Source organism: Rhodococcus sp. BE178 (genome assembly GCF_050433545.1).
In the GTDB taxonomy this organism is placed as follows: domain Bacteria; phylum Actinomycetota; class Actinomycetes; order Mycobacteriales; family Mycobacteriaceae; genus Prescottella.
In genome coordinates this window covers 19,912-40,191 of the sequence record NZ_JBNPXA010000020.1, presented here as the reverse complement: position 1 = coordinate 40,191, position 20,280 = coordinate 19,912, and the positions used below count along the sequence as shown (strand labels likewise).

Sequence of the window (20,280 nt, the reverse complement as noted above, 5' to 3'; positions counted from 1 at the left end):
CCGATCCGGTACCGGCGGCAGCAACGTCCGACTCACGTCCCCGACGTAGTCACTGACCGAGACCCGCGGGCAGCATCAACGCCTTCCGCGCCTTCGGAGTGATCTCGCAATTACCCGACGCAAGCGAGTGCAGGATCCCGTTGTACACCAGATCCCACATCCGCGAATTCGCCTGGAAATCACGCAGACGAAATGAGTAGATCTGTTGTCCAGATGAATCCTTCAACCGCAGAACACGATTCAGGCCATCAACCGAGAACTTGACCTCCACCAACTCGTACGTATTCACCCACGACTTGCCAGCCTGTGCCCACACCGCTCCGGCCGCGAACCATTCGCCACCAATGCGCCAATACATGAAGAGCCCAGACGCAACGACGAACGCCCATGGCAGCCACAAGCCCATCCACTGAAATCCGTTCACGACGGTAGCAAAGACGATCTCAATAGCCATGAGCGCAAGGCTGGCTTGGATACGCGGTTTGCGCTTGGGGAGGGACCACTCCAGGACCGGACCGAGGTGCTTGGGGCTTGGGGGATGCGAACCCGGAACTCGCCCTATCGGCGTCACTTCGGTCGCGCGCGACTCACCCCGTGGTGCCGCAGGTGGCCGCGGTTCTCCCGTTACACGGTCGGGCATCAGTGGCACAGACCAACTCTCGTTTGGACTCGACACCGTCAGTCCCCCCAGATCTTCCCAATTGCGTACCCTGTTCCCCACGTCACGAGAGCGCCAACACCTACGGCAGCAATCGTCGCGGGACCTCCAGCAACACTCGCGAGAATCAATGCTGTAGCACCGGTTCCTGCTAGAAAGCCACTCGTGTTCTTAACGACCACAAGCGCCGCATCTCCATTGTCCTCGGCGTTCATTACGTCGACCGTCGTTTGAACACCCGTTAGTCCCACACCCACGATCGGAATCTTCGACCCCACCTTCGAGATCGCGGATGTTCCCTCGTTCATGATCGATGCCGACAGGGCTCTCACGACAACGTTATCCGTCGCCCCTGCCACCAGCCTGCTGTTCTGAGTAATCACCTTCGCCGCGTCGTCGGAGGCAGATTCGAATGTGGCGACAGCGTTGGCGGCTCTGGTTTCCCAGTACGGATCGCCGCTGCGGACAGCGTCGGCTGCGATGGACCGAAACTTGTCGAGTTGTCCCCTATGTATGTCGGCGAGCTCCGCCCATTTCCCCACCTCAGCGGCGGCGGTTCCGATGTACCCGGTGACGGCCGCGGTGGCCATCCAGTACCACTGACCGCGCATGTCCTGCACCGCCGCACTCAGTTGCTCGACAACACCTTGAAGTACGGCGTGGGCGTTGGATTCGGCAGCCCGACTGCTTCGCGCCATCTCCGCGGCTTCGTCGAACGCCGCGCACTGCTGTGCGTATCGAACCTCGGCGTCGATGTTCCCGGCACCGACGGCAATCGGGTCCGGATCCTCGATAACGCCGGGCGCACCGGGACCCGGCTGCACACGCAGGCCGGAGGCAGCGGCGATCTCGGCGGCCTGCCGCATCCTGTTCGCCGCGGTTTCGAGATCGTCGGCGAACGCCCGGATTGCCGCCGCGGCGGCCTCCGCCGATTCGGCCACCTGATTCGTTCCGCGGTTCATCTCGGCGACACGGTCGCGGAATTCGTCACCAGCCGTGCCGACCCACTCGGACTCGGACTTCCCCCGCGCGTCATCGAAGGCGCCGGCGTGCTCGGTGACACCGTTCGCGAGAGCCTGTAGACGATCAGCGCACTCGCGGCAGGCCGCCGGATCACCGGGAACGAATAGTGGGATCGGCATCAGGGCTCCCCACGCTGGACCGGGAACAGACCCGACACGTCGAGGAACCGATCACCGGTGCCCAGATCAGCGTCCCGGAAGGCGGTGCGGTTCGCCTCGACGGTGTCCGCAGCGACCGCGGCCGATGTGGCCACAGTCGACATCATCTCCGCCACCGCGGTCAACAGATCCGCGACAACTCCGGTCGACGCGCCGGCATCCGGCATGTTCGGGGCATCGGCGCTCATCGCCTCGAAGCCCTCCGCCCCGGAAACCAGGATCCGGGCAACCGCTCCGAGGTCGCCGACCTCGACTCCACTCATGCTCTTCCCCCTACGCCCGGCTCAGCCACGACGGCGGCAAGTGGTCCCCCGGCTCGTCGTCGACGTCAACCGAGGCGTCCTTCTTCCAGTGTTCGGGTGGCAGTTTCGCGTCGAGCAGGACGACGTCGTATCCCGTTGCGCGCCCGACCTCCCGCAGACCGTCGTTGTCGACCGCTCCCCACGGTTGGTGTGGTCCGCAGCAGCTCACCAACTGTTCCAGCGACGTGTAGGCCGGCAGTGCGAGGCGACCGTCGGGCAGACGGCGCAACTCCAGGTGCGCCGCGGCGCCCGGCCGACCCGCGACAGGCACGTACAGGACGTCGCGCCGCTGATTTTCCCCCGACTGCATATGTCTCCTCCCCAGGACACTCGCCGACCACGGTAACGCCCTCCGTGACGAAGCCCACGGACGGCCTGCGCGCTTGGCAATATGTCGGGGACCTGCCGTACGTTTTGCTGACGTGACAGAACCCTGGTCTTCCGCGCAGGTCGCGGCCGCCGCACCCGATGCGGCGTCACTGTCGGCTGCCCGCGGGCTGGCGACGAAATGGGCCGACACCGGCCGCACCGACACCGCTCTGTGGGGGTCGTGCGGCGGCAGCGGCAAGAATCCGTACCTCGCGGCGGTCGACCTCACCGGCCCCGCGTACCGCTGCTCGTGCCCCAGCCGCAAGTTCCCGTGCAAGCACGCCGTGAGCCTGCTGCTGCGCTGGTCAGACGGTGCCGTGCCGACCGCCGACGCCCCCGAGTTCGTCACCGACTGGCTCGCGACCCGGGCCGCCCGCGCGGCGGCCACCCCCGAGGCATCCCCAAAGGCGGCACCCGATCCGGCCACCACCGAGCGCCGCACCGAGCGGATCGCCGCCGGTCTCGACGAGCTGGACCGGTGGCTGACCGATCGGATCGTCGCCGGCCTGGGCTCCGTCGCCCACGACGCCGCCGCCTACGACGCGATCGCCGCCCGCATGGTCGACGCGCAGGTCCCCGGCGCCGCCGCCACCCTGCGCGCGCTGCCGACGCTCGTCGCCACCGACCCGGACTGGCCGGCGCCGCTGCTGACCGAGTACGCGCGCCTGCACCTGCTGATCCGCGCGTTTCGGGACCGCGGCCGGCTGCCGGAACCGCTGAATCGCTCGGTGCAGACACACCTCGGGGTGCCCGTGCGCGCCGACGAGGTGCGCGCCGAGCCCGCCGTCCGCGACCGCTGGCAGGTGCTGGCGGTCCGCACCGCCGAGGAGGGGCGTCTGGTTACCCGCCGGGCGTGGCTGCGCGGACGCGACTCCGGCCGCTGGGCACTGCTCCTCGACTTCGCCCACGGCAGCGCCCAATTCACTACGGCTGCAACGATTCCGGGAACTCTCATCGACGCCGACCTGCATTACTACCCCGGCGCCGCACCGCTACGTGCGCAACTGGGCACCCAGCACGCCGCCCCGGAACCGTTCACGACCCTGCCCGGCGCCACCGACCCGGTCACCGCCCTCGACGGCTACACCACCGCACTCGCCGCCGACCCGTGGATCCGCGCGTGGCCGATGCTCCTCGCCGACGTCACCCCCACCGTCACCGCAGGAACCTGGCACGTCGTCGACCGTACCGGGCGGGCCCTCCCGGTCGGCGGCGACGACACGGGACGATGGCAGCTGCTCGCCGTCTCCGGCGGCCACCCGGTCACCGTGTGCGGCGACTGGGACGGCACCGCACTGCTGCCCGCATCCGTGTTCGACGCCGGCACGGTGATCGCCGCATGATCCGTCCCTATCCGGAGTCCCTCACGGCGACAGCACTTCTCGGGACCGCGAGATCGACGACGCCGCTGTCCGGCCTGCACACCGCAACCGCGGCGACGGCCCTCGACGGCGAGCCTGCTCCGACGCTTCTCGCGGCGGCGGCGCTGGAGTCGGTGTTCCTCGCCGGGGCAAGCGCACCGACGACAGTAGCGATACCGGCACCCGCCCCCGACGATCCGCGTCCGCTGCTGCCGGCGGCGGCCGCGGCGCGACTGCGTTCCCTGCTCGTCGTCGACTCCCCGCTGCTGCCCGAATGGTTCGATGCCGCTGCAGGTTTCCGATCCCCGCCGGAGATGCTCGTCGAGGTGCTCGGCGCCGCGGTCCGCCCCACCCCGCACCGGGAGCGACTGGTCGCGCTCGCGGGACCGCGCGGACAATGGCTCGCCGCCCGCAACCCCGACTGGGCAGCGCTACGTGACCCGGACCCGTCCGACGACGAGGACTGGCGGCACGGCACCCCCGCCGTGCGGCGGCGATGGTTCGCGGCCCTGCGCCGCAGCGACCCGGCCGCGGCGACCTCGCGACTGTCGGCGGCGTGGCGGTCCGAGAACGCCGACTCACGCGCCGCCCTGGTCTCCGAACTCGCCGTCGACATCGGCCCTGACGACGAACCCCTGCTCGAGCAGGCCCTCGACGACCGCAGCCGACGCGTGCGGCAGGCCGCGGCGGGGCTGCTGCGTCAGCTGCCGCACTCCGCGTACGGACAGCGGATGGCGCGGCGCCTGCGGGAGTGGATCGAGGTCGCCGACGGGGTGGTCACCGTGGCCCTGCCCGACCGCCTCGACGACGCCGCAGGGCGGGACGGCCTCGACGACCGCACCGCGCGGCGCCCGGACGTCGTGCTGACCCTGGCCGTACAGGCCGCACCGCTGTCGGTGTGGCCCGAGATCGGTTTCACCCCAGAGGATCTGCCGCATCTGACGGTGGCCGAACTGTTCAGGTCGGAGCTCGAGCACGCGTGGTCGGCTGCCGTCGCCGCGCAGCGCGACCCTGCCTGGGCGGTGGCGTTGCTGCGCCGCGAGGGCACCGTCGCCGCGCCGGTGGCCGCGCACCTGCCGCGCGATGTCGTCGTCGCGCACCTGCTCGCCACCCCCGACGGGGTGCTGCCGGACGCGAGCCTGCTCGAGGCGCTGCCTGCCCCGTGGCCGCACGACGTGACCGCCGCGGTGCTCCGGGCGGTGTACGCGTCCCGGGACCAGACGGCCCGGGTGCGGCACCCGGTGGACCTGCTCGGGCACCGCGCGCCGTTCGAGTTCGAGTCGGTGCTGTCCGACGCCGCGACCCGCACCGGGGACCTCGATCGACTGGCCCTGTTCGCGGCCGCGGCCGACATCCTCACCCACCGCCGACACCTTCACGAGGAGCTGACGTGACCGACACCCTGACCACCGAGCCCGCACTGCTGCGCCCCCACGCCGAGCAGCAGTACGCACACGAACTCGCGGCGCTCGCCGCGGCCGACGACCGCCCCCGGCCGCCGTCGTGGCGCCTGTCGCCGCACGCCGTGGTGACGTACCTCCTCGGCGGCACTCTGGCCGACGGCACCGTGATCACCCCGAAGTACATCGGTCCGCGACGGCTGATGGAGGTGGCGGTCGCGACCCTCGCCACCGACCGTGCCCTGCTCCTGCTCGGCGTGCCCGGCACCGCGAAGACATGGGTGTCCGAACATCTGGCCGCGGCGATCTCCGGCGAGTCGACGCGACTGGTGCAGGGCACCGCCGGCACCGCGGAGGAGGCGGTGCGTTACGGCTGGAACTATGCGCGACTGCTCGCCGAGGGCCCCACGCCCGCCGCGGTGGTGCCGTCGCCGGTGATGACCGCGATGCGCGACGGCGCCATCGCCCGGGTCGAGGAACTGACCCGTATCCCCGCCGACGTGCAGGACGCGCTCATCACCATCCTGTCCGAGAAGACCCTGCCCGTTCCGGAACTCGGGACCGAGGTGCAGGCGGCGAAGGGGTTCAACGTCATCGCCACCGCCAACGACCGCGACCGCGGCGTCAACGACCTGTCGTCGGCGCTGCGTCGCCGCTTCAACACCGTCGTGCTGCCGCTGCCGGCGAGCGCCGACGACGAGGTCGCGATCGTGGTCCGTCGCGTCGAACAGCTCGGCGCCGCACTGGAACTACCGCCGGTACCGGCCGCCGCGGAGGAGATCCGCCGCGTCGTCACCGTGTTCCGGGAACTGCGCGACGGTGTCACCGCCGACGGGCGCACCAAGCTCAAGTCCCCGTCGGGCACGCTGTCCACCGCCGAGGCGATCTCCGTGATGACCAACGGTCTCGCCCTGGCCGCGCACTTCGGTGACGGCACCCTGCGACCGGCGGACGTCGCCGCCGGCATCCTCGGCTCCGTCCTCAAGGACCCGGTGGCCGACCGGGTGGTGTGGACCGAATACCTCGAAGCCGTGGTGCGCCACCGCACCGAATGGGACGACTTCTACCGGGCGTGCCGCGAGGTGACGGGGTGACCACCGTGACCGCCGGCGCGCAGGTGCGGGTGTTCGGCATCCGCCACCACGGTCCCGGATCCGCGCGGGCCGTGCTGCGCGCCCTCGATGCGTTCGAGCCGGACACGGTGCTCATCGAGGGGCCGGCCGACGCCGATGCCCTCGTCCCGCTCGCCGCGGACGACGGGCTGCGGCCGCCGGTGGCCCTGCTCGGCTACGCCGCGAACGATCCTGCGCGCGCGGCATTCTGGCCGCTGGCGGTGTTCTCGCCGGAGTGGCAGGCGTTGCACTGGGCGGTGACCCACGACGCCGATGTCCGGTTCTGCGACCTGCCGGCGACGCTCGCGCTCGCCGCGGACCGCGGCGCCGACGAGGCCACCCGGCCGGATCCGCTGACCGCACTCGCGGCGGCGGCCGGTTACGGCGACTTCGAGCAGTGGTGGGACACCGTCATCGAATCCCGTTGCCCTGCAGTCGAAGATGAAGATCATACCGGCGACGGAGACGACCCGTCCTCGGCCTTCGATGCGATCACCGAGGCGATGGCGGCGCTGCGCGACGGCGTCGAGCTCGACGACCACACCGCGCGCCGCGAAGCGCACATGCGGCAGGTGCTCCGCACGACGATCAAGGCGGGTGCGCTGCGGATCGCGGTGGTGTGCGGGGCGATGCACGCGCCCGCCCTGGCCGGAAGACTCGGCCCGGCCGCGCCGGACGCCCGCCTGCTGCGCGGGCTCCCCAAGGTCAAGGCGTCGCTCACCTGGGTGCCGTGGACACACTCCCGGCTGTCCATCGCGTCCGGCTACGGCGCGGGCATCGTCTCCCCCGGCTGGTACGAGCACCTGTTCACCGCCCCCGACGACACGGTCGCGCGGTGGCTGACCCGGGTCGCGCGGGTTCTGCGCGCCGAGGACCTACCGGTGTCGAGCGCACACGTCATCGAGGCGACCCGGCTCGCGGACACCCTGGCGGCCCTGCGGGACCGGCCGCTGCCGGGACTGGCGGAGGTCACCGAGGCCACGCGCGCGGTGCTGTGCGACGGCGACGAAGTGCTGCTCGACCTGGTGACGCGGCGCCTGGTCGTCGGGGAGTCCCTCGGCGAGGTCCCCGACTCCACCCCGACCGTCCCGCTCGAGGCCGATCTGCAGGCCCGATCGAAGTCGCTGCGGCTCAAGCGTTCCCCGACGGACAAGGATCTGGACCTGGATCTGCGCACCGACATCGACCGGCAGCGGTCGCAGTTGCTGCACCGGCTGCGGTTGATCGAGGTGGAGTGGGCGGCGCCCACCCAGTCCACGGTGCGGTCGACCGGCACGTTCCGGGAATCGTGGAAACTGCGGTGGCGTCCCGAACTCGCGGTGGCGGTGGTGGAGGCGGCGCGCTGGGGCACCACCGTCGCCACCGCCGCCGACGCGGTGGTGCGCGACCGCGCCGCCCGGCCCGACGTCACGCTGGCCGAGGTGACCGGGCTGCTCGAGCAGGCCCTGCTCGCCGACCTGCGCGACACCGTCGCGGACCTGCTCGACGCCGTCGACACCGCGGCGGCCCTCGACCACGACGTCGCACACCTGATGGCGGCGCTGCCGCCGCTGGTGCGCACCCTCCGGTACGGGGACGTACGCGGCACCGACCTCTCCGCGCTCGACCGCGTCGTCGACGCGCTGCTGGTGCGCATCTGCGCGGGCCTGCCCGCGGCGGTGACCGGTCTCGACACCGACGCGGCGGACGGGCTGCGCGACGCGCTCGACGCCGTCCACGCCGCGCTCACCCTGCGCGACGATCCCGCGTCGACCGACCGGTGGTTCGACACCCTCACGACGCTGGCCGGACGCGACGACGCCGACGGGCTGCTCACCGGCCGCACCGTGCGTCTGCTGCGCGACGTGGGCCGGCTCGACACCCCCGAGACCACCGCCCGGGTCGGTCGGGCGCTGTCGGCCGGTGTCGCGGCCGCCGCGAAGGCCCGGTGGATCGACGGCTTCGCCGGTGGCAGCGGACTGCTGTTCGTCCACGACCGAGACCTGCTCGCGCTCGTCGACGCCTGGGTGTCCGGGCTGCACGCCGACGAGTTCGTCGACGCGCTGCCGGCGTTGCGCCGCACCTTCGGCGGGTTCGGACCCGCGGAACGCCGCACGCTCGGCGCGGTGCTGCGCGACGGGAAACGGGCCGCCGTCACCGACGGTGCCCTCGACACCGACCGCGGCGGTCGCGCCCTGACGGCCACCGCCCTGATCCTGGGAATCCCGGCATGACCACACCGATCGACGACGAGCGGATGCGCCGCTGGCGGCTGCTGCTCGGCGACGTCGCCGAGGAGTCCACCGGCGGACTGGCATCGGCGTCGGACACCGCGATGGACTCGGCCCTGTCCGCGCTGTACGACGACCGCGGCTCCGCGGACGGAAACCCCCGGCGCAGTGCCGGTCTCGGCGGCTCCGCACCGCGCGTGGCGCGCTGGCTCGGCGACATCCGTACCTACTTCCCCACCTCGGTGGTGCAGGTGATGCAGCGGGACGCGATGGAACGGCTCGGGCTGACCCAGCTGCTCCTCGAACCGGAGCTGCTCGAGGCCGTCGAACCGGACGTCCACCTGGTGGGGACACTGCTGAGCCTGAACCGGGTGATGCCGGAAGCCACCAAGGCCACCGCCCGGATCGTGGTGGAACGGGTGGTGCGCGGCATCGAGGAACGCCTGGCCCGGGCCACCCGCTCCGCCGTGACCGGGGCCCTGAACCGGGCGGCGCGCACCACCAATCCGAAGCTGCGCGACCTGGATTTCCACCGCACGATCCGCGCGAACCTGCAGCACTATCTGCCGGAGTACCGGACGGTGGTGCCGGAACGGCTGATCGGCTACGGCCGCCGATCCCAGGCGGTGCAGCGCGACGTCGTGCTGGCGATCGACCAGTCGGGGTCGATGGCGTCGAGCGTGGTGTACGCGTCGGTGTTCGGTGCGGTCCTCGCATCCATGCGGGCGCTGCGCACGTCGCTGGTGGTCTTCGACACGGCGGTGGTGGACCTCACCGACAGGCTGTCCGATCCGGTGGACGTGCTGTTCGGTACCCAGTTGGGCGGCGGCACCGACATCAACCGCGCGATCGCGTACAGCCAGTCGCTGATCACCCGCCCGACCGAGTCGTTGTTCGTGCTGATCTCCGACCTGTACGAGGGCGGGATCCGCGCCGAGATGCTCTCGCGGGTGGCCGCGATGCGTGACGCCGGGGTCCAGGTGGTGGTCCTGCTGGCCCTGTCCGACGACGGCGCACCGGCGTTCGACCGGGACAACGCGGCAGCACTTGCCGCACTGGGCGTTCCGGCGTTCGCGTGCACACCGGACCGGTTCCCGGACCTGCTGGCGGTGGCGCTCGAGCGCGGCGACGTCGCCGCGTGGGCGCACCGGCACGACCTCGCGGCGACATCGGGTGGACCGATGTGAGCACAGGTCCAGCGCCGCCCACCACCCCGCGTTAGGGTGCAGATCACCACGGCCGGCCGATGAGGGCCGACCCGGACCGAAGGGGAACAGCAGTGGAAATCCAGGGAACCGCGGCACTGATCACCGGAGCGGCATCCGGTCTCGGGGCCGCCACCGCCAAGCGCTTCGCCGATGCGGGTGCCACCGTCTTCGGCCTGGACCTGGCCCAGTCCATCGAGCGCGCCGGCGACAGCGTGCCGGCCGGCGTCACCCTCATCCCCACCGACGTCACCAGTGAGGCCGAGGTGCAGGCGGCGATCGACCAGATCACCGAGTCGGGCGTGCCGCTGCGCATCGTCGTCAACTGCGCCGGTGTCGGCTGGGCGGGCCGCATCCTGTCGAAGAACGGCCCGCACGACCTGGAACTGTTCCGCACGGTCATCACCGTCAACCTGCTCGGCACGTTCAACGTGATGCGCCTGGCGGCGAACGCGATGCAGCACCTACCGACGGTCGACGACTCGGGCCAGCGCGGCCTGATCGTCAACACCGCGTCGGTGGCGGCGTTCGAGGGCCAGATCGGCCAGATCGCGTACACCGCGTCGAAGGGTGGCGTGCACGCGATGACGATCACCGCCGCACGCGACCTCGCGCAGGTCGGCATCCGCGTCAACACCATCGCCCCCGGCACCATCGACACCCCGATGCTCGCCGGCGTCACCGACGAGTACCGCAAGAACCTCGAGGCGGGCATCCCGTTCCCGTCGCGCCTCGGCAAGCCCGACGAGTATGCGCAGCTCGCGCAGTTCCTCGCCGAGCACGACTACCTCAACGGCGAGACCATCCGCATGGACGGCGCGCTGCGCATGGCGCCGCGGTAACAATGCGAAAAAGTTGATGCGCGTGCCTGATTCGGCTGCTACCGTGGCCGACATGCAGCGCGCCATTGCGACGACGACGCCGGAGAGTGTCCCGGCGCGCTGACTGCTGACTGAGTCCGAAGCCCCGGGGCGAGTGCCCCGGGGCTTCGTCGTCTGGTCACTCGCTCCCCATCCGCGAGGAGACCGAAGATGATCGACCACCGCAAACTCGGCCGCGAACTGGACCTGTTCGACACCGACCCACTGATGGGCGCGGGCCTGCCCTACTGGCTGCCCGACGGCGCGGCCGTGCGCCACACCCTCGAGGAGTACGTCCGCGACATCGAGCGGCGGGCCGGCTACCGGCACGTCTACTCGCCGGTCCTGGGCAAACGTGAGTTGTACGAGATCTCCGGCCACTGGTCGCACTACCGCGACGACATGTTCCCGCCGATGCAACTCGGCGCCGAGCAGGTACTGCTACGCCCGAGCCTGTGCCCGCACCACGCCCTGATCTACCGCTCCCGATCGCACAGCCACCGCGAATTACCCTTACGCATAGCCGAATTAGGTGGAATGTACCGCTCCGAGCTGTCCGGCGTGCTGGGCGGCCTCACCCGCGTCCGATCAATCCAGCTCAACGACGCCCACATCTTCTGCACCCCGGACCAGGTCGCCGACGAGGCGCGCGCCGCCCTCGACCTGATCCGCCGTGCCTACGACGCGCTCGGCATCCGGCCATCCCGGTACCGGCTGTCGCTGCCCGGACCGGGCGGCAAGTACGTCGCGGCACCCGAACTGTGGCGGCGGTCGGTGGCGATACTCACCGAGGTCCTCGACGCCTCCGGCGTCCCGTACGACGCCGTCGTTGGCGAGGCCGCGTTCTACGGCCCGAAGATCGACGTGCAGATCTCCGACGCCGCGGGCCGCGAATCGACCCTGTCCACCGTCCAGGTCGACTTCCACCAACCGGAGCAGTTCGGCCTGCACTACATCGGCTCCGACGGCGCCAGGCATCGGCCGGTGATGATCCACCGCAGCATCATCGGCAGCCTCGAACGAGTCGTCGCGCACCTGATCGAGGCGCACGACGGCGCCTTCCCGGCCTGGCTCGCGCCGACCCAGGTGGTGGTCCTGCCGGTCACCGACGACGAGACGGACGACGCCGAGCGTCTGGTGCAGCGCTGCCTCGATTCGGGCCTGCGTGCGCACGCGGTGAGCCGGGCCGACGGCACCCTCGGCGCCCGGATCCGGAACTCTCGGCGAGTGCCGTACCAGGCGGTGATCGGCCCCAAGGAGGCCGCCAACGGCCATGTCGCCCTGCGCCTTCGGGACGGCCGCCGGATCGACCCGCAACCGGTCGACGACGCCCTACGGCGCATCGTCGGGTCGATCGACACCCGCAGCGCCGAGCTGTGGGAGAACTGAGCCGTCAGAACCGCCAACGCGTCTGCGTGTACTCACCTTTCGCGAAGGCGAACACTGCGGCCGGTTCGACGCGGAACACCGTCGCCGGCCCGCCTACGGTGTTGACGAAGTTGCCGTCCGCGACGTCGAAGCTCCAGTCCGGCCCGTACTTCGCGCGGTAGGCGTCGGCGATCCGGGTCAACGACTCCGGATCCGAGACCTGCACCGCCCGTCCCTCGACCACGGCGTCCAACCCGGATCCGAGGGCGTTCGTCCCGGTCGTCAGCACGCAGGCGTCGGCCGCCGAGAGGTTGCGTGCCTTCTGCTCGTCCGGGCCGGTGCAGAAGTGCATGCGGTCGTCGATGCGGACCGCGATCAGCGGTGTCACGTGCGGTCGCCCGTCGGGCCGGACGGTGGACAGCCAGAACACCTCGGCGGCGTCGAGCGCCGCCGTCACCTGCTCCCACGTGGAGGGCGGCGCGCTCTCGGCGCTGTACCGTCGGTCGAGTTCGGCGGCGGGCAACTGCGCGGTCATGGGGTGTCTCCCGTCTCGTGGGGTGCTGTCACAGGTACAGACCCGCAACGTCCCCAGAACTCATCGCCCCCGCGCTAAGTGCGCAAAACGCGGAATGGAGGGCCGCGAAAGAGCGATAAGTGCGCAAAACGCGGGAACCGGGGCTCGAGATACCCGCGCTACAGCTCCGACTCGTGTGGGATCTCGTCCATCGCCCGGTCGGACATCCATTCCCGCAGCACCTTGGTGGCGATGACGTCGTCCTCGTTGTACTCGAGGAGTCGCTGCCGCTGGGTGAGGTCGGGGTCGCCGTCGTAGCCGACGGCCTCGCGGTACCAGCTCATCGACGCCTCGCCGCTGGCCTCGGCGTCGCGCCAGTGGAATCCGGCGACGGGGGCGATCTTCTTGAGCCCCTTGCCGTTCGGGCACACGAAGTTCTCGCCGACGGCCTGGTAGATGTCCACCCACTGCGGGCTGTCGATGAACTCGCGGATCTCGGCGACGGTGGGGATGCCCGGGGCGCCGGCGAAGCGGCGCGCCGAGTCGAGCAGCCACTTGTCCTCGGCGGAGCGGGAATAGCAGTAGGCGGCAAAGGTTTTCCCGACGGCGGCGGCGCCGGCGCGTTCGGCCATGAGCCAGGTCCAGAATTCGGCGAAGGACCGGGCCTCGTCGGCGGTCGGCACCGGGTCCCAGCTCACGAACGGCCGGTACACCGACGTGCCGGCGACGTTGAGCAGCGTGCCCCACAGGTAGGCGCCGTGCTCCTGGTAACTCTCCATGTCGACGTCCACCTCGACGTCGGCGCGGGTCACGGTCACCGTCTCGTGCCGGCGCACCAGCGCGGCACCGGACAGCCACGCCTTCGCGGTGACGACGGTGTCATGGAACGAATTGTGCGGCCACTCCTCCGGGGGATCGCCCTCCCACGCGGCGAGCTGCTCGATGGTGGTCACGCCGTGCTCGCGGAGCACGTCGGCGCGGGAGCCTGTCGCGACCAGCGACACGTCGCGGGTCTCCTCGAGCTTCGCGCGGCATCCGGACCACCACGGGCACGACCGGCACTCGCCGATCTGCGACGGCACCGTCACGATCTCGCCGCGCGCGACGGCGATCCGGTCCGCGAAGCGCTCGTCGTAGTCGCTCAGCACGGTGGACAGATCGTGCACCAGCACGCAGTCGGCGCCGTAGCCGATGGCGCCGCCCAGCAGGGCGGGGCTGGCGAGGTCGTGCCGCTCGAGCATCCGGTACACCTGCGCCAGTCGCATCTGGTCGCGCAGCTGCGCGCGCACCTTGCGCTTCTCGTCGACGGCGGGGGCCCACTCGAACAGCCCCGACGTGGTGGCGCCCCGACCCGGATCGGTGACCTTGTGGTTGACGACGATCACCGGGATGTAGCCGCCGCGGTCGACGTCGCGCAGCAGGATCTCGATGCGGCCGCGTCGTCCGGTATCGCGCTCGGCGGGCAGCATCGCGCCCCAGATCTTGTCGGCTCCGGCTCGGCAGGCCTCGAGGGTGTCGCGGGCCCGCTGCCCGGCCGGGCCGTCGGGTGCGATCCGCACCCACGCGTCGGGGTCGGCGTCCATCAGCCGGACCCGGACCGCCTCGCGCTGCGCGGCCGCCGCCTCCTGCCGCTGCTTGACCCCGGTGTTCTCGGGCGCGGCCACCAGCAGATCCGGGTTGGCGGCATCCAGGTGCACCCGATGGCGGCACCGCGTCAGTGCGCCCGGCTCCAGAAGCACGGGGGGCACAGGGACCAGGGAGGCGCCGAGTCTCGCCGACGCCGCCGTATCAGCGGTGTCGGCGCCGTCCTGCGGGCCGATCGGGGAACACACGATGTGGAAGATTATGTGCTCACCTAGGGTAAAGCCGAAAGCGGCAGAGCATAAACAAGCACGGATAAGCTGTGACGCAGTCCGCCGCCGCGCCGAAACACCAGATGGAGGGGCCTTTCCAGTGGGGTTGTTCAAGAAACGTAAGCGGCGCGCCACGCGCAAGGCCGAGGCGAAGGCGCTCAAGCACAAGGCGAAGCTCGAGGCAAAGCTCGGTGCGAAGAACGACCGCAAGAAGCACCGGTCGGATTCGAAGGCCCAGAAGAAGGTCGACAAGGCCCAGATCTCGGCGCTCAAGGCCCAGGAGAAGGCCGCCGTCAAGGCCGCCGAGAAGGGTCTGACGGTCGCTCAGCTGCGCCGATACCTGGGTGTGGCCCGCCTGCTCGCGCCGGTCGTAGTGCCTCTCGCGTACCGCGGCGCGACCGCCCTGCGCGGCCAGCTCGACACCCAGCGCGCGCAGCGCATGGGCATCGCCGTCGACCAGCTCGGCGAGTACACCGGCCACGGCGCCAAGCTCAGTGCCCGCATCGCCGGCGCCGAGAAGTCCGTCGACGAGATCGTCACCCGCCACCCCGGTGACGCGGAGACGCAGCAGTTCGCGACTGCGATCCGCGCCCGCCTCACCGACCTCGGCACCGCGGTCCACGCCGCCGAGCAGATGCCGCCGGCCCGCCGCAAGCAGGCCCACCACGCCATCTCCGCCGAACTCGACGGCGTCGAGGCCGACATCCTGGCCCGCCTCGGCGTCCGCTAGCCGTCACCGCCCGATCGCCGTGTCCGTCACGCGTCCCGCCCCGACCGCCGCGCTCCGCGGCGGCGCGGTGGGCGCGGCGGCGGCCGCCCTGGCCATCGCCGCGCACGGCATCGCCGGCGGCGGTTTCCCCGACTCGGCGGCCCTGACCCTGTTGTTCGCGTCGTGTGCCGGCGTCGGCGTGATCGTCGGCGGTCTGCCCGTCCTGGGCCGGAGCCGCACGGCGCTGTTCGCGGCGCTCGCGGCCGGGCAGGGTGCCGGGCACCTCACGCTCACGCTCGCGTCGGACGCCCACGCGCACGCCGGCGTGCCCGCCGCCGCGATGCTGGCCGCGCACGCCGCAGCCACCGTCGTGTGCGCGAGCCTGGTCCACGGTGCCGAACGCCTGTACGGGCCGATCACCCGTGTCCTGCGCACGGTCCTGGCGCCGCTGTTTCGCGGCGTCGATCCGACGTCGGCACCCGCGCCGCGGCCGCTCGACCGCCGCGCACCCCGTCTGACTGTGCTTGCCGCCGGGCTGACCCGGCGCGGACCGCCGGTGCACGCGTAAGCCGCGTCCATCGCACCCTCCGCACAGAAACGACACCCGAGCAATGAAGAGAATCCTCTCCCGCGCCCTCCTCACGGTGGGCGCCGCCGGCGGCGCGCTGCTGCTGGCCACCGGCGTGGCCTCCGCCCACGTCTCGGTCGCCGCACCCGGCGCCGAGCAGGGCGGCTACTCCGTCCTCACCTTCCGCGTCCCCACCGAGTCCGAGACCGCGGGCACCACCGCGGTCACGGTGCAGCTGCCGAACCTCAAGTCGGCCCGCACCGAACCGATGCCCGGCTGGACCTCGACGGTCCAGAAGGATCCGGCGTCGGCCACCGCGACGTCGGTGACCTGGACGGCCGATCCCGGCGTGAGCGTCGGGCCCGGACAGTTCCAGCAGTTCGTGCTCTCGGCCGGACCGCTGCCCGAGCAGGGCTCCGTGGAGTTCCCCACCACCCAGACCTACAGCGACGGCACCGTCGTGCAGTGGGATCAGAAGCCCGGCGCCGACGGCAGCGAGCCGGACAAGCCGGCCCCGACGCTGACGCTCGCCGCGGGCAGCGGCGGCGGCAAGGCACACGCCGCGGCCGACACGGCCGTCACGGTCGACGCGACCACGAACAACGCCGACACCACCGCCCGCTGGCTGGGCGGCATCGGCCTGGTGCTGGGCGCGCTGGGCACTGCCCTGGGCATCGGCGCGACCATCCGGAACCGCCGCTCATGAGCGCGCACAAGGTCCACCGCGTCCGCATCATCGCCGTCGGATTCGTCGCGATGCTCGCGACCATGCTGGGCGCCGGCACCGCGTCCGCGCACTCGGCCGTCCTCTCCAGCAATCCCGAGAACGCGGCGCAGATCGCGACGGCCCCGGAGCGGGTCACCGTCACGTTCAACGAGGCGCTGCAGCAGAAGTTCGCGTCGCTCACCGTCGTCGGCCCGGACGGCAACCTGTGGTCCAAGGGCGACCCGACGGTCCAGGGCGACAGCGTCAGCGTCCCGCTCGACGGCCTCGGACCGGTCGGCGAGTACACGATGGCGTTCCGGGTGACCTCCGCCGACGGCCACCCCGTCAGCGGTACCCGGGTGTTCACCCTCACGCAGGAGGGCACCGGCACGCCTGGCCCGAAGGTCAACGGACAGAACGAGACCGGCAGCACCGACGACTCCGGACCGAACCTGCTGGTCTGGGGACTCGTCGGCGTCGGCGTCGTCGTCTTCGGCGGCGGCCTGTGGTTCGCGCTGCGCAAGCCGCGCGGCGAGAACTGACCGGCCGGACAGCGCGCGGTGAGGACGGTGAACATCGGCCGCCCCTGGCTGCTGTTCGCCGTCCTCACCGCGCTGGCCGGGGTGGCGATCGGGTGGCTGCTCGCCACTCCCGACGGGCCCTCCCCCACCAGCGTGGTGCGGGTGCTCGCCGTCGGCCTGGGCGCGACGGCGTTCGGTCTCGCCGCGTGGCAGTGGCTGCAGCGCGACGAGCGTCGGCCCGCACTGGACCCCGGCCTGCTGTGGCAGACCACCGCCGCGGTGGCCGGTGCGTGGACCGCGGCCGAGACCGTGCTGCTGGTGCTCGAGGCGGCCGAGGCAGAGGGGCGGTCCCGGTTCGCGGTCGCCCCGGAGACCGTCATCGACTTCGTGCGGGTCGTGAACACCGGTCGTCTCGGCGCCGCGACGGTGGTGTGCGCGGCGCTGGTGGCCCTGATCTCGGCGATCGCGTACCGCCGCAGCCTGCCGTGGCCGGCCGCCCCCGTCCTGGCACTGGCGGGCCTGGCCCTCATCGCGCGCCCGATCAGCGGGCACATGTCGCAGCAGACGCTCGGATCCCTGCTCGACGCCGGACACGTCCTCGCGGCCGCCACGTGGTTCGGCATGCTGGCGGCGCTCGCGCTGACCGCCGGCTCCCGCGGTGCGTGGTCGACGCTGCTGCCGCGCTATTCGACCGTCGCGTGGCGGTGCGTGTGGGTGCTCGCGGCCACCGGCGTCGTCAACGCCGCGGTCCGCCTCGGTGGCGTGGCACCCCTGGTGACCACCGGATACGGCCGGGTGGTGCTCGCCAAGGTGGCCGCGCTCGCGGCACTGGTCGCGGCCGGTTGGTGGCTGCGCCGCACGTGGGTGGTCCCGGCCGCCGCGCACCGGATGGGGGCCGACGCGTCCCTGCGCCGCGCGGTCGGTGAATCCGCCGCGATGGCAATCGCATTCGGACTCGCGGCCGCGCTGGCGACCACCGCCTGATCCGAAACGGTCAGGCGACCGAGACTGTGATCGTTCCGGTGTAGGTCCCGACCGCCGCACCGTCGGGGTAGTCGACCCGCAGCGCCGGAGTCCAGGTGACCGTCTCCGACGGCCAGATGCTGCCCGTACGCGCGACGACGGTCTTCGGGGCTTCGAGCGTCTGCGTCGGCGCCGATGTCGAGCCGCCGACATTGCCGGCGAGGGCGGTCGCAGAATAGGTGACCGCGCTCTTGGGGATCGTGCCGTTGGGTCCGACGAAGTCGGTCGACGACGCGGTGGCGGTCCAATCGACCGGCGAGCCGACCACACCACCGGTCGCGGTCACGGAGATGAGTGTCAGGGTTCCGCTCGCCCTCTCCGCCCCGGGGACGATGGTGCCCCACTTCCCGGCGACGGTGATCGACAGCCCAGCTCGGCCCGCAGTGGCAGCAAGTGCGCCGCTCCGGGTCTGCCCGGTGGTAGTCGTCGGAGCCGCACTCGACGTGGTCGGCGCCGCGGTCGTCGAAGCCGTCGTGGTCGGGGCGCTCGTGGTCGTAGACGGCGTGGTCGTGGCTTCCTCGGAATCTTCCCGGGAGACGTACCGACGAGGGGTCGTCGTCGGCGCCGCGGTCGTCGTCGATTCTGCCGTCGATTCCGTCGTCGCCTCGTCCGACACGTCCGAAGGTGCGGCCGTCGCGGTCGGCGCACAGGCGAGAACCAACACGCCGGCGGCAGCGAGGGACAGCCGAAGCGCGCGGGGCATCCTGCTGTGCCACATGTCTACTGATCCGTTCCCGAGGGACGACGCTTCCGCACCACCAGGTAGGCACCGACTCCGGCGACAGCGAGCACCGCCACCACGATCCCGCCGATCAGCGGCCACGACGTCGAATCGGACGCGCCGACGGAGTCGCCGTCACCCTTGTCGGGGAACGTCAGGGTCGCCGACATGTCGTGCTCGAGGATTCCGCTCTCGAGCTTGACGTCGGCGTTCCACGGACCGGCGGGCAGGGCGGTGCTGTCGGGCACGGAGATGACGACCTCGCCGTCCTCGCCGGGTGCGATGGTCGCGACCGCACTGTCGATGGGGCCGGCGGACAGCCCACCGGGTCCACCCGAAAGGTTGAGTGCGCCGGACAGATCGACCGCGCGGCCGCCGGTGTTGGTGACGGTCGCGACGACGGACGCGAGGCCGTCCGGCCCGCGCCGCGGGGTGAGGCTGGAGATGGTGAAGTCGGCGGGCGGCCCGTTGCCCGGCCCCACCGACAGGTAGACGCGAACCCCTACCCGCGATTCGTTGGTGATGCCGTTGGAGGCAGGGGCCTTGTGCGACGCCCAGATCACCGCGTACTGCTCGATCTCCGGCGCATCCTTCGGCACCGCGATCGTCACCGCCACCTCGGCCTGCTCACCGTCGGCGAGTTCCACGGTCGGGCGATCGACGGTGATCCACGACGTGAGGGCGTTCTTCTCGCCGGGCTCCGCCAGCGCGAACGCGCCGTCGGCGACGCGGGCGGCGCCGGGGTAGACGTCGATCTTCGCGGGCGCGCCGGTGTCGTTGGACACCAACACATGTCGGGTGATGGTGGTCCCGGGCGGAAGGTTGTCGACGATGTATCGCAGCGCCCGAGGATCGTCCTTGAGTGCGACCGGCGCGTCGAGCAGACGGATGCCGATGGACCCGGCGGGGGTTTCGCCCGCGGGCTGATCCGGGGCGGCGAGCGCGGATGCGGGGACGCCGACCGCGACGAGGACGACGGCGAGGAACGCGAGGAGGTTACGCAGCGCGGGGAGAGAACGCATGGATCACTTTCTGGCCGAACGGCCGGGGACGCATGCAGCGTCCCCGGCCGATGGGTGCCGGTCGTTCTAGGCGACCGAGACGGTGATGGTGCCGGAGTATTCTCCGATGGCGGCACCGTCGGGGTAGTTGACGGTGAGCGCCGGGGTCCAGGTGATGACCTCGAGCGGCCAGGTGAGGCCGGTGCGATTGACGACCGTCTTCGCCGCGTCCAGCGCCTGGTCACCGGTCGACTCGAGGGTGCCCGGGCCGACCTTGCCGGCGAGGGCCGTGGCCTTGTAGACGACCGCGCTCTTGGGAATGGTCCCGAAGTCCGTCGACGTGGCACTGGCGACCCACCCGCGCGGCGCGCCGTTGCGGTTGTCGCTCACCGTGACGGTGGGCAGGGTGCCGGTCGCCTTGCCGGCGCCGGGGACGATGGTGCCGACCGGCCCGCCCGTGATGAGCGACAGGTTCCCGCCTGCGCCGGCGATGGCGAATGTGACGGTGGTGTCGGCCGAGTCAGCGGCATTGGCGGCGGTGGCCGGGACCAGAAGTCCGGCGGCAGCGGCTAAACCAGCGGCGAGAAGCGTTACTTTGCGCATGAATCCTCTTCGGGGGGCGTTCGGGTCGAACAGAC

Annotated in this window: 21 protein-coding genes; 12 read left to right on the top strand and 9 right to left on the bottom strand. The window is 71.4% G+C overall.

Annotated elements, in window-relative coordinates:
• Positions 1-49: 49 nt before the first annotated feature.
• The 4 genes from J2X34_RS25760 to J2X34_RS25745 all read right to left on the bottom strand — a co-directional run bounded on the left by J2X34_RS25760 (position 50) and on the right by J2X34_RS25745 (position 2,451).
• Positions 50-454: a hypothetical protein gene (locus tag J2X34_RS25760; protein WP_429520108.1), complete on the bottom strand. Its 405-nt coding sequence runs from the start codon at positions 452-454 to the stop codon at positions 50-52.
• Positions 455-678: 224 nt separating this feature from the next.
• Positions 679-1,800, bottom strand: coding sequence for a putative T7SS-secreted protein (locus J2X34_RS25755; RefSeq protein WP_429520107.1), 1,122 nt, complete (start codon positions 1,798-1,800; stop codon positions 679-681).
• Complete coding sequence (locus tag J2X34_RS25750; RefSeq protein WP_174907352.1) at positions 1,800-2,102, bottom strand: hypothetical protein; 303 nt, start codon at positions 2,100-2,102, stop codon at positions 1,800-1,802. Before J2X34_RS25750 ends, J2X34_RS25755 begins: the two co-directional genes overlap by 1 nt.
• 10 nt (positions 2,103-2,112) lie before the next feature.
• A complete protein-coding gene (locus J2X34_RS25745; protein WP_174907350.1) occupies positions 2,113-2,451 on the bottom strand; it encodes an SAV_915 family protein in 339 nt (112 codons plus the stop codon).
• Positions 2,452-2,563: 112 nt separating this feature from the next.
• Here J2X34_RS25745 and J2X34_RS25740 point away from each other — a divergent pair, with 112 nt between their 5' ends.
• The 7 genes from J2X34_RS25740 (at position 2,564) to thrS (ending at position 12,047) form a co-directional block, all read left to right on the top strand.
• Positions 2,564-3,853, top strand: coding sequence for an SWIM zinc finger family protein (locus J2X34_RS25740; protein ID WP_429520106.1), 1,290 nt, complete (start codon positions 2,564-2,566; stop codon positions 3,851-3,853).
• Positions 3,850-5,265, top strand: coding sequence for a DUF5691 domain-containing protein (locus tag J2X34_RS25735; RefSeq protein WP_429520105.1), 1,416 nt, complete (start codon positions 3,850-3,852; stop codon positions 5,263-5,265). Before J2X34_RS25740 ends, J2X34_RS25735 begins: the two co-directional genes overlap by 4 nt.
• Positions 5,262-6,365, top strand: coding sequence for an ATP-binding protein (locus J2X34_RS25730; protein WP_429520104.1), 1,104 nt, complete (start codon positions 5,262-5,264; stop codon positions 6,363-6,365). Before J2X34_RS25735 ends, J2X34_RS25730 begins: the two co-directional genes overlap by 4 nt.
• A complete protein-coding gene (locus J2X34_RS25725) occupies positions 6,323-8,596 on the top strand; it encodes a DUF5682 family protein (RefSeq protein WP_429520103.1) in 2,274 nt (757 codons plus the stop codon). Before J2X34_RS25730 ends, J2X34_RS25725 begins: the two co-directional genes overlap by 43 nt.
• Entirely contained in the window at positions 8,593-9,780 is a 1,188-nt protein-coding gene (locus J2X34_RS25720) for a VWA domain-containing protein (RefSeq protein WP_174907342.1), read from the top strand. Before J2X34_RS25725 ends, J2X34_RS25720 begins: the two co-directional genes overlap by 4 nt.
• Positions 9,781-9,872: 92 nt before the next feature.
• Positions 9,873-10,640: an SDR family NAD(P)-dependent oxidoreductase gene (locus J2X34_RS25715; RefSeq protein ID WP_114724000.1), complete on the top strand. Its 768-nt coding sequence runs from the start codon at positions 9,873-9,875 to the stop codon at positions 10,638-10,640.
• 153 nt (positions 10,641-10,793) lie between these two features.
• The gene (gene thrS, locus J2X34_RS25710; protein ID WP_429520132.1) at positions 10,794-12,047 is read left to right on the top strand and encodes a threonine--tRNA ligase; all 1,254 of its coding nucleotides are present in this window, start codon (positions 10,794-10,796) and stop codon (positions 12,045-12,047) included.
• A 4-nt stretch (positions 12,048-12,051) separates the two neighbouring features.
• Here the strand turns inward: thrS and J2X34_RS25705 are convergent, their stop codons facing one another.
• Together J2X34_RS25705 and J2X34_RS25700 are read right to left on the bottom strand one after the other, a co-directional pair.
• Positions 12,052-12,561, bottom strand: a complete 510-nt coding sequence (locus tag J2X34_RS25705; protein WP_429520102.1) for a pyridoxamine 5'-phosphate oxidase family protein — start codon at positions 12,559-12,561, stop codon at positions 12,052-12,054.
• Positions 12,562-12,719: 158 nt separating this feature from the next.
• Entirely contained in the window at positions 12,720-14,279 is a 1,560-nt protein-coding gene (locus J2X34_RS25700) for a TM0106 family RecB-like putative nuclease (RefSeq protein ID WP_429520131.1), read from the bottom strand.
• A 214-nt stretch (positions 14,280-14,493) separates the two neighbouring features.
• Between J2X34_RS25700 and J2X34_RS25695 the strand changes: the two genes are divergently transcribed.
• From J2X34_RS25695 to J2X34_RS25675, 5 genes are read left to right on the top strand one after another with little or no spacing between them, the layout of a single operon-like run.
• Complete coding sequence (locus J2X34_RS25695; RefSeq protein WP_114723997.1) at positions 14,494-15,123, top strand: DUF6474 family protein; 630 nt, start codon at positions 14,494-14,496, stop codon at positions 15,121-15,123.
• Between the two features lie 19 nt (positions 15,124-15,142).
• Positions 15,143-15,670: a hypothetical protein gene (locus tag J2X34_RS25690; RefSeq protein ID WP_429520101.1), complete on the top strand. Its 528-nt coding sequence runs from the start codon at positions 15,143-15,145 to the stop codon at positions 15,668-15,670.
• 43 nt (positions 15,671-15,713) lie between these two features.
• Complete coding sequence (locus J2X34_RS25685) at positions 15,714-16,376, top strand: YcnI family protein (protein ID WP_114723995.1); 663 nt, start codon at positions 15,714-15,716, stop codon at positions 16,374-16,376.
• Complete coding sequence (locus J2X34_RS25680; protein ID WP_114723994.1) at positions 16,373-16,918, top strand: copper resistance CopC family protein; 546 nt, start codon at positions 16,373-16,375, stop codon at positions 16,916-16,918. Before J2X34_RS25685 ends, J2X34_RS25680 begins: the two co-directional genes overlap by 4 nt.
• An 18-nt stretch (positions 16,919-16,936) precedes the next feature.
• The gene (locus J2X34_RS25675) at positions 16,937-17,881 is read left to right on the top strand and encodes a CopD family protein (RefSeq protein WP_429520100.1); all 945 of its coding nucleotides are present in this window, start codon (positions 16,937-16,939) and stop codon (positions 17,879-17,881) included.
• 10 nt (positions 17,882-17,891) lie between these two features.
• Here the strand turns inward: J2X34_RS25675 and J2X34_RS25670 are convergent, their stop codons facing one another.
• The 3 genes from J2X34_RS25670 to J2X34_RS25660 all read right to left on the bottom strand — a co-directional run bounded on the left by J2X34_RS25670 (position 17,892) and on the right by J2X34_RS25660 (position 20,245).
• A complete protein-coding gene (locus J2X34_RS25670; protein ID WP_429520099.1) occupies positions 17,892-18,638 on the bottom strand; it encodes a hypothetical protein in 747 nt (248 codons plus the stop codon).
• A gap of 2 nt (positions 18,639-18,640) precedes the next feature.
• Complete coding sequence (locus J2X34_RS25665; RefSeq protein ID WP_254622713.1) at positions 18,641-19,663, bottom strand: DUF916 domain-containing protein; 1,023 nt, start codon at positions 19,661-19,663, stop codon at positions 18,641-18,643.
• A gap of 66 nt (positions 19,664-19,729) precedes the next feature.
• A complete protein-coding gene (locus J2X34_RS25660) occupies positions 19,730-20,245 on the bottom strand; it encodes a hypothetical protein (RefSeq protein ID WP_114723991.1) in 516 nt (171 codons plus the stop codon).
• Between the last annotated feature and the right edge of the window lie 35 nt (positions 20,246-20,280).

Bases quoted from the DNA above. Each gene is read 5' to 3' on its own strand.
- J2X34_RS25760 (WP_429520108.1), bottom strand. From the start codon at position 454: ATGGCTATTGAGATCGTCTTTGCTACCGTCGTGAACGGATTTCAGTGG.
- J2X34_RS25755 (WP_429520107.1), bottom strand. From the start codon at position 1,800: ATGCCGATCCCACTATTCGTTCCCGGTGATCCGGCGGCCTGCCGCGAG.
- J2X34_RS25750 (WP_174907352.1), bottom strand. From the start codon at position 2,102: ATGAGTGGAGTCGAGGTCGGCGACCTCGGAGCGGTTGCCCGGATCCTG.
- J2X34_RS25745 (WP_174907350.1), bottom strand. From the start codon at position 2,451: ATGCAGTCGGGGGAAAATCAGCGGCGCGACGTCCTGTACGTGCCTGTC.
- J2X34_RS25735 (WP_429520105.1), top strand. From the start codon at position 3,850: ATGATCCGTCCCTATCCGGAGTCCCTCACGGCGACAGCACTTCTCGGG.
- J2X34_RS25725 (WP_429520103.1), top strand. From the start codon at position 6,323: ATGGGACGACTTCTACCGGGCGTGCCGCGAGGTGACGGGGTGACCACC.
- J2X34_RS25720 (WP_174907342.1), top strand. From the start codon at position 8,593: ATGACCACACCGATCGACGACGAGCGGATGCGCCGCTGGCGGCTGCTG.
- J2X34_RS25705 (WP_429520102.1), bottom strand. From the start codon at position 12,561: ATGACCGCGCAGTTGCCCGCCGCCGAACTCGACCGACGGTACAGCGCC.
- J2X34_RS25685 (WP_114723995.1), top strand. From the start codon at position 15,714: ATGAAGAGAATCCTCTCCCGCGCCCTCCTCACGGTGGGCGCCGCCGGC.
- J2X34_RS25680 (WP_114723994.1), top strand. From the start codon at position 16,373: ATGAGCGCGCACAAGGTCCACCGCGTCCGCATCATCGCCGTCGGATTC.
- J2X34_RS25670 (WP_429520099.1), bottom strand. From the start codon at position 18,638: ATGTGGCACAGCAGGATGCCCCGCGCGCTTCGGCTGTCCCTCGCTGCC.
- J2X34_RS25665 (WP_254622713.1), bottom strand. From the start codon at position 19,663: ATGCGTTCTCTCCCCGCGCTGCGTAACCTCCTCGCGTTCCTCGCCGTC.
- J2X34_RS25660 (WP_114723991.1), bottom strand. From the start codon at position 20,245: ATGCGCAAAGTAACGCTTCTCGCCGCTGGTTTAGCCGCTGCCGCCGGA.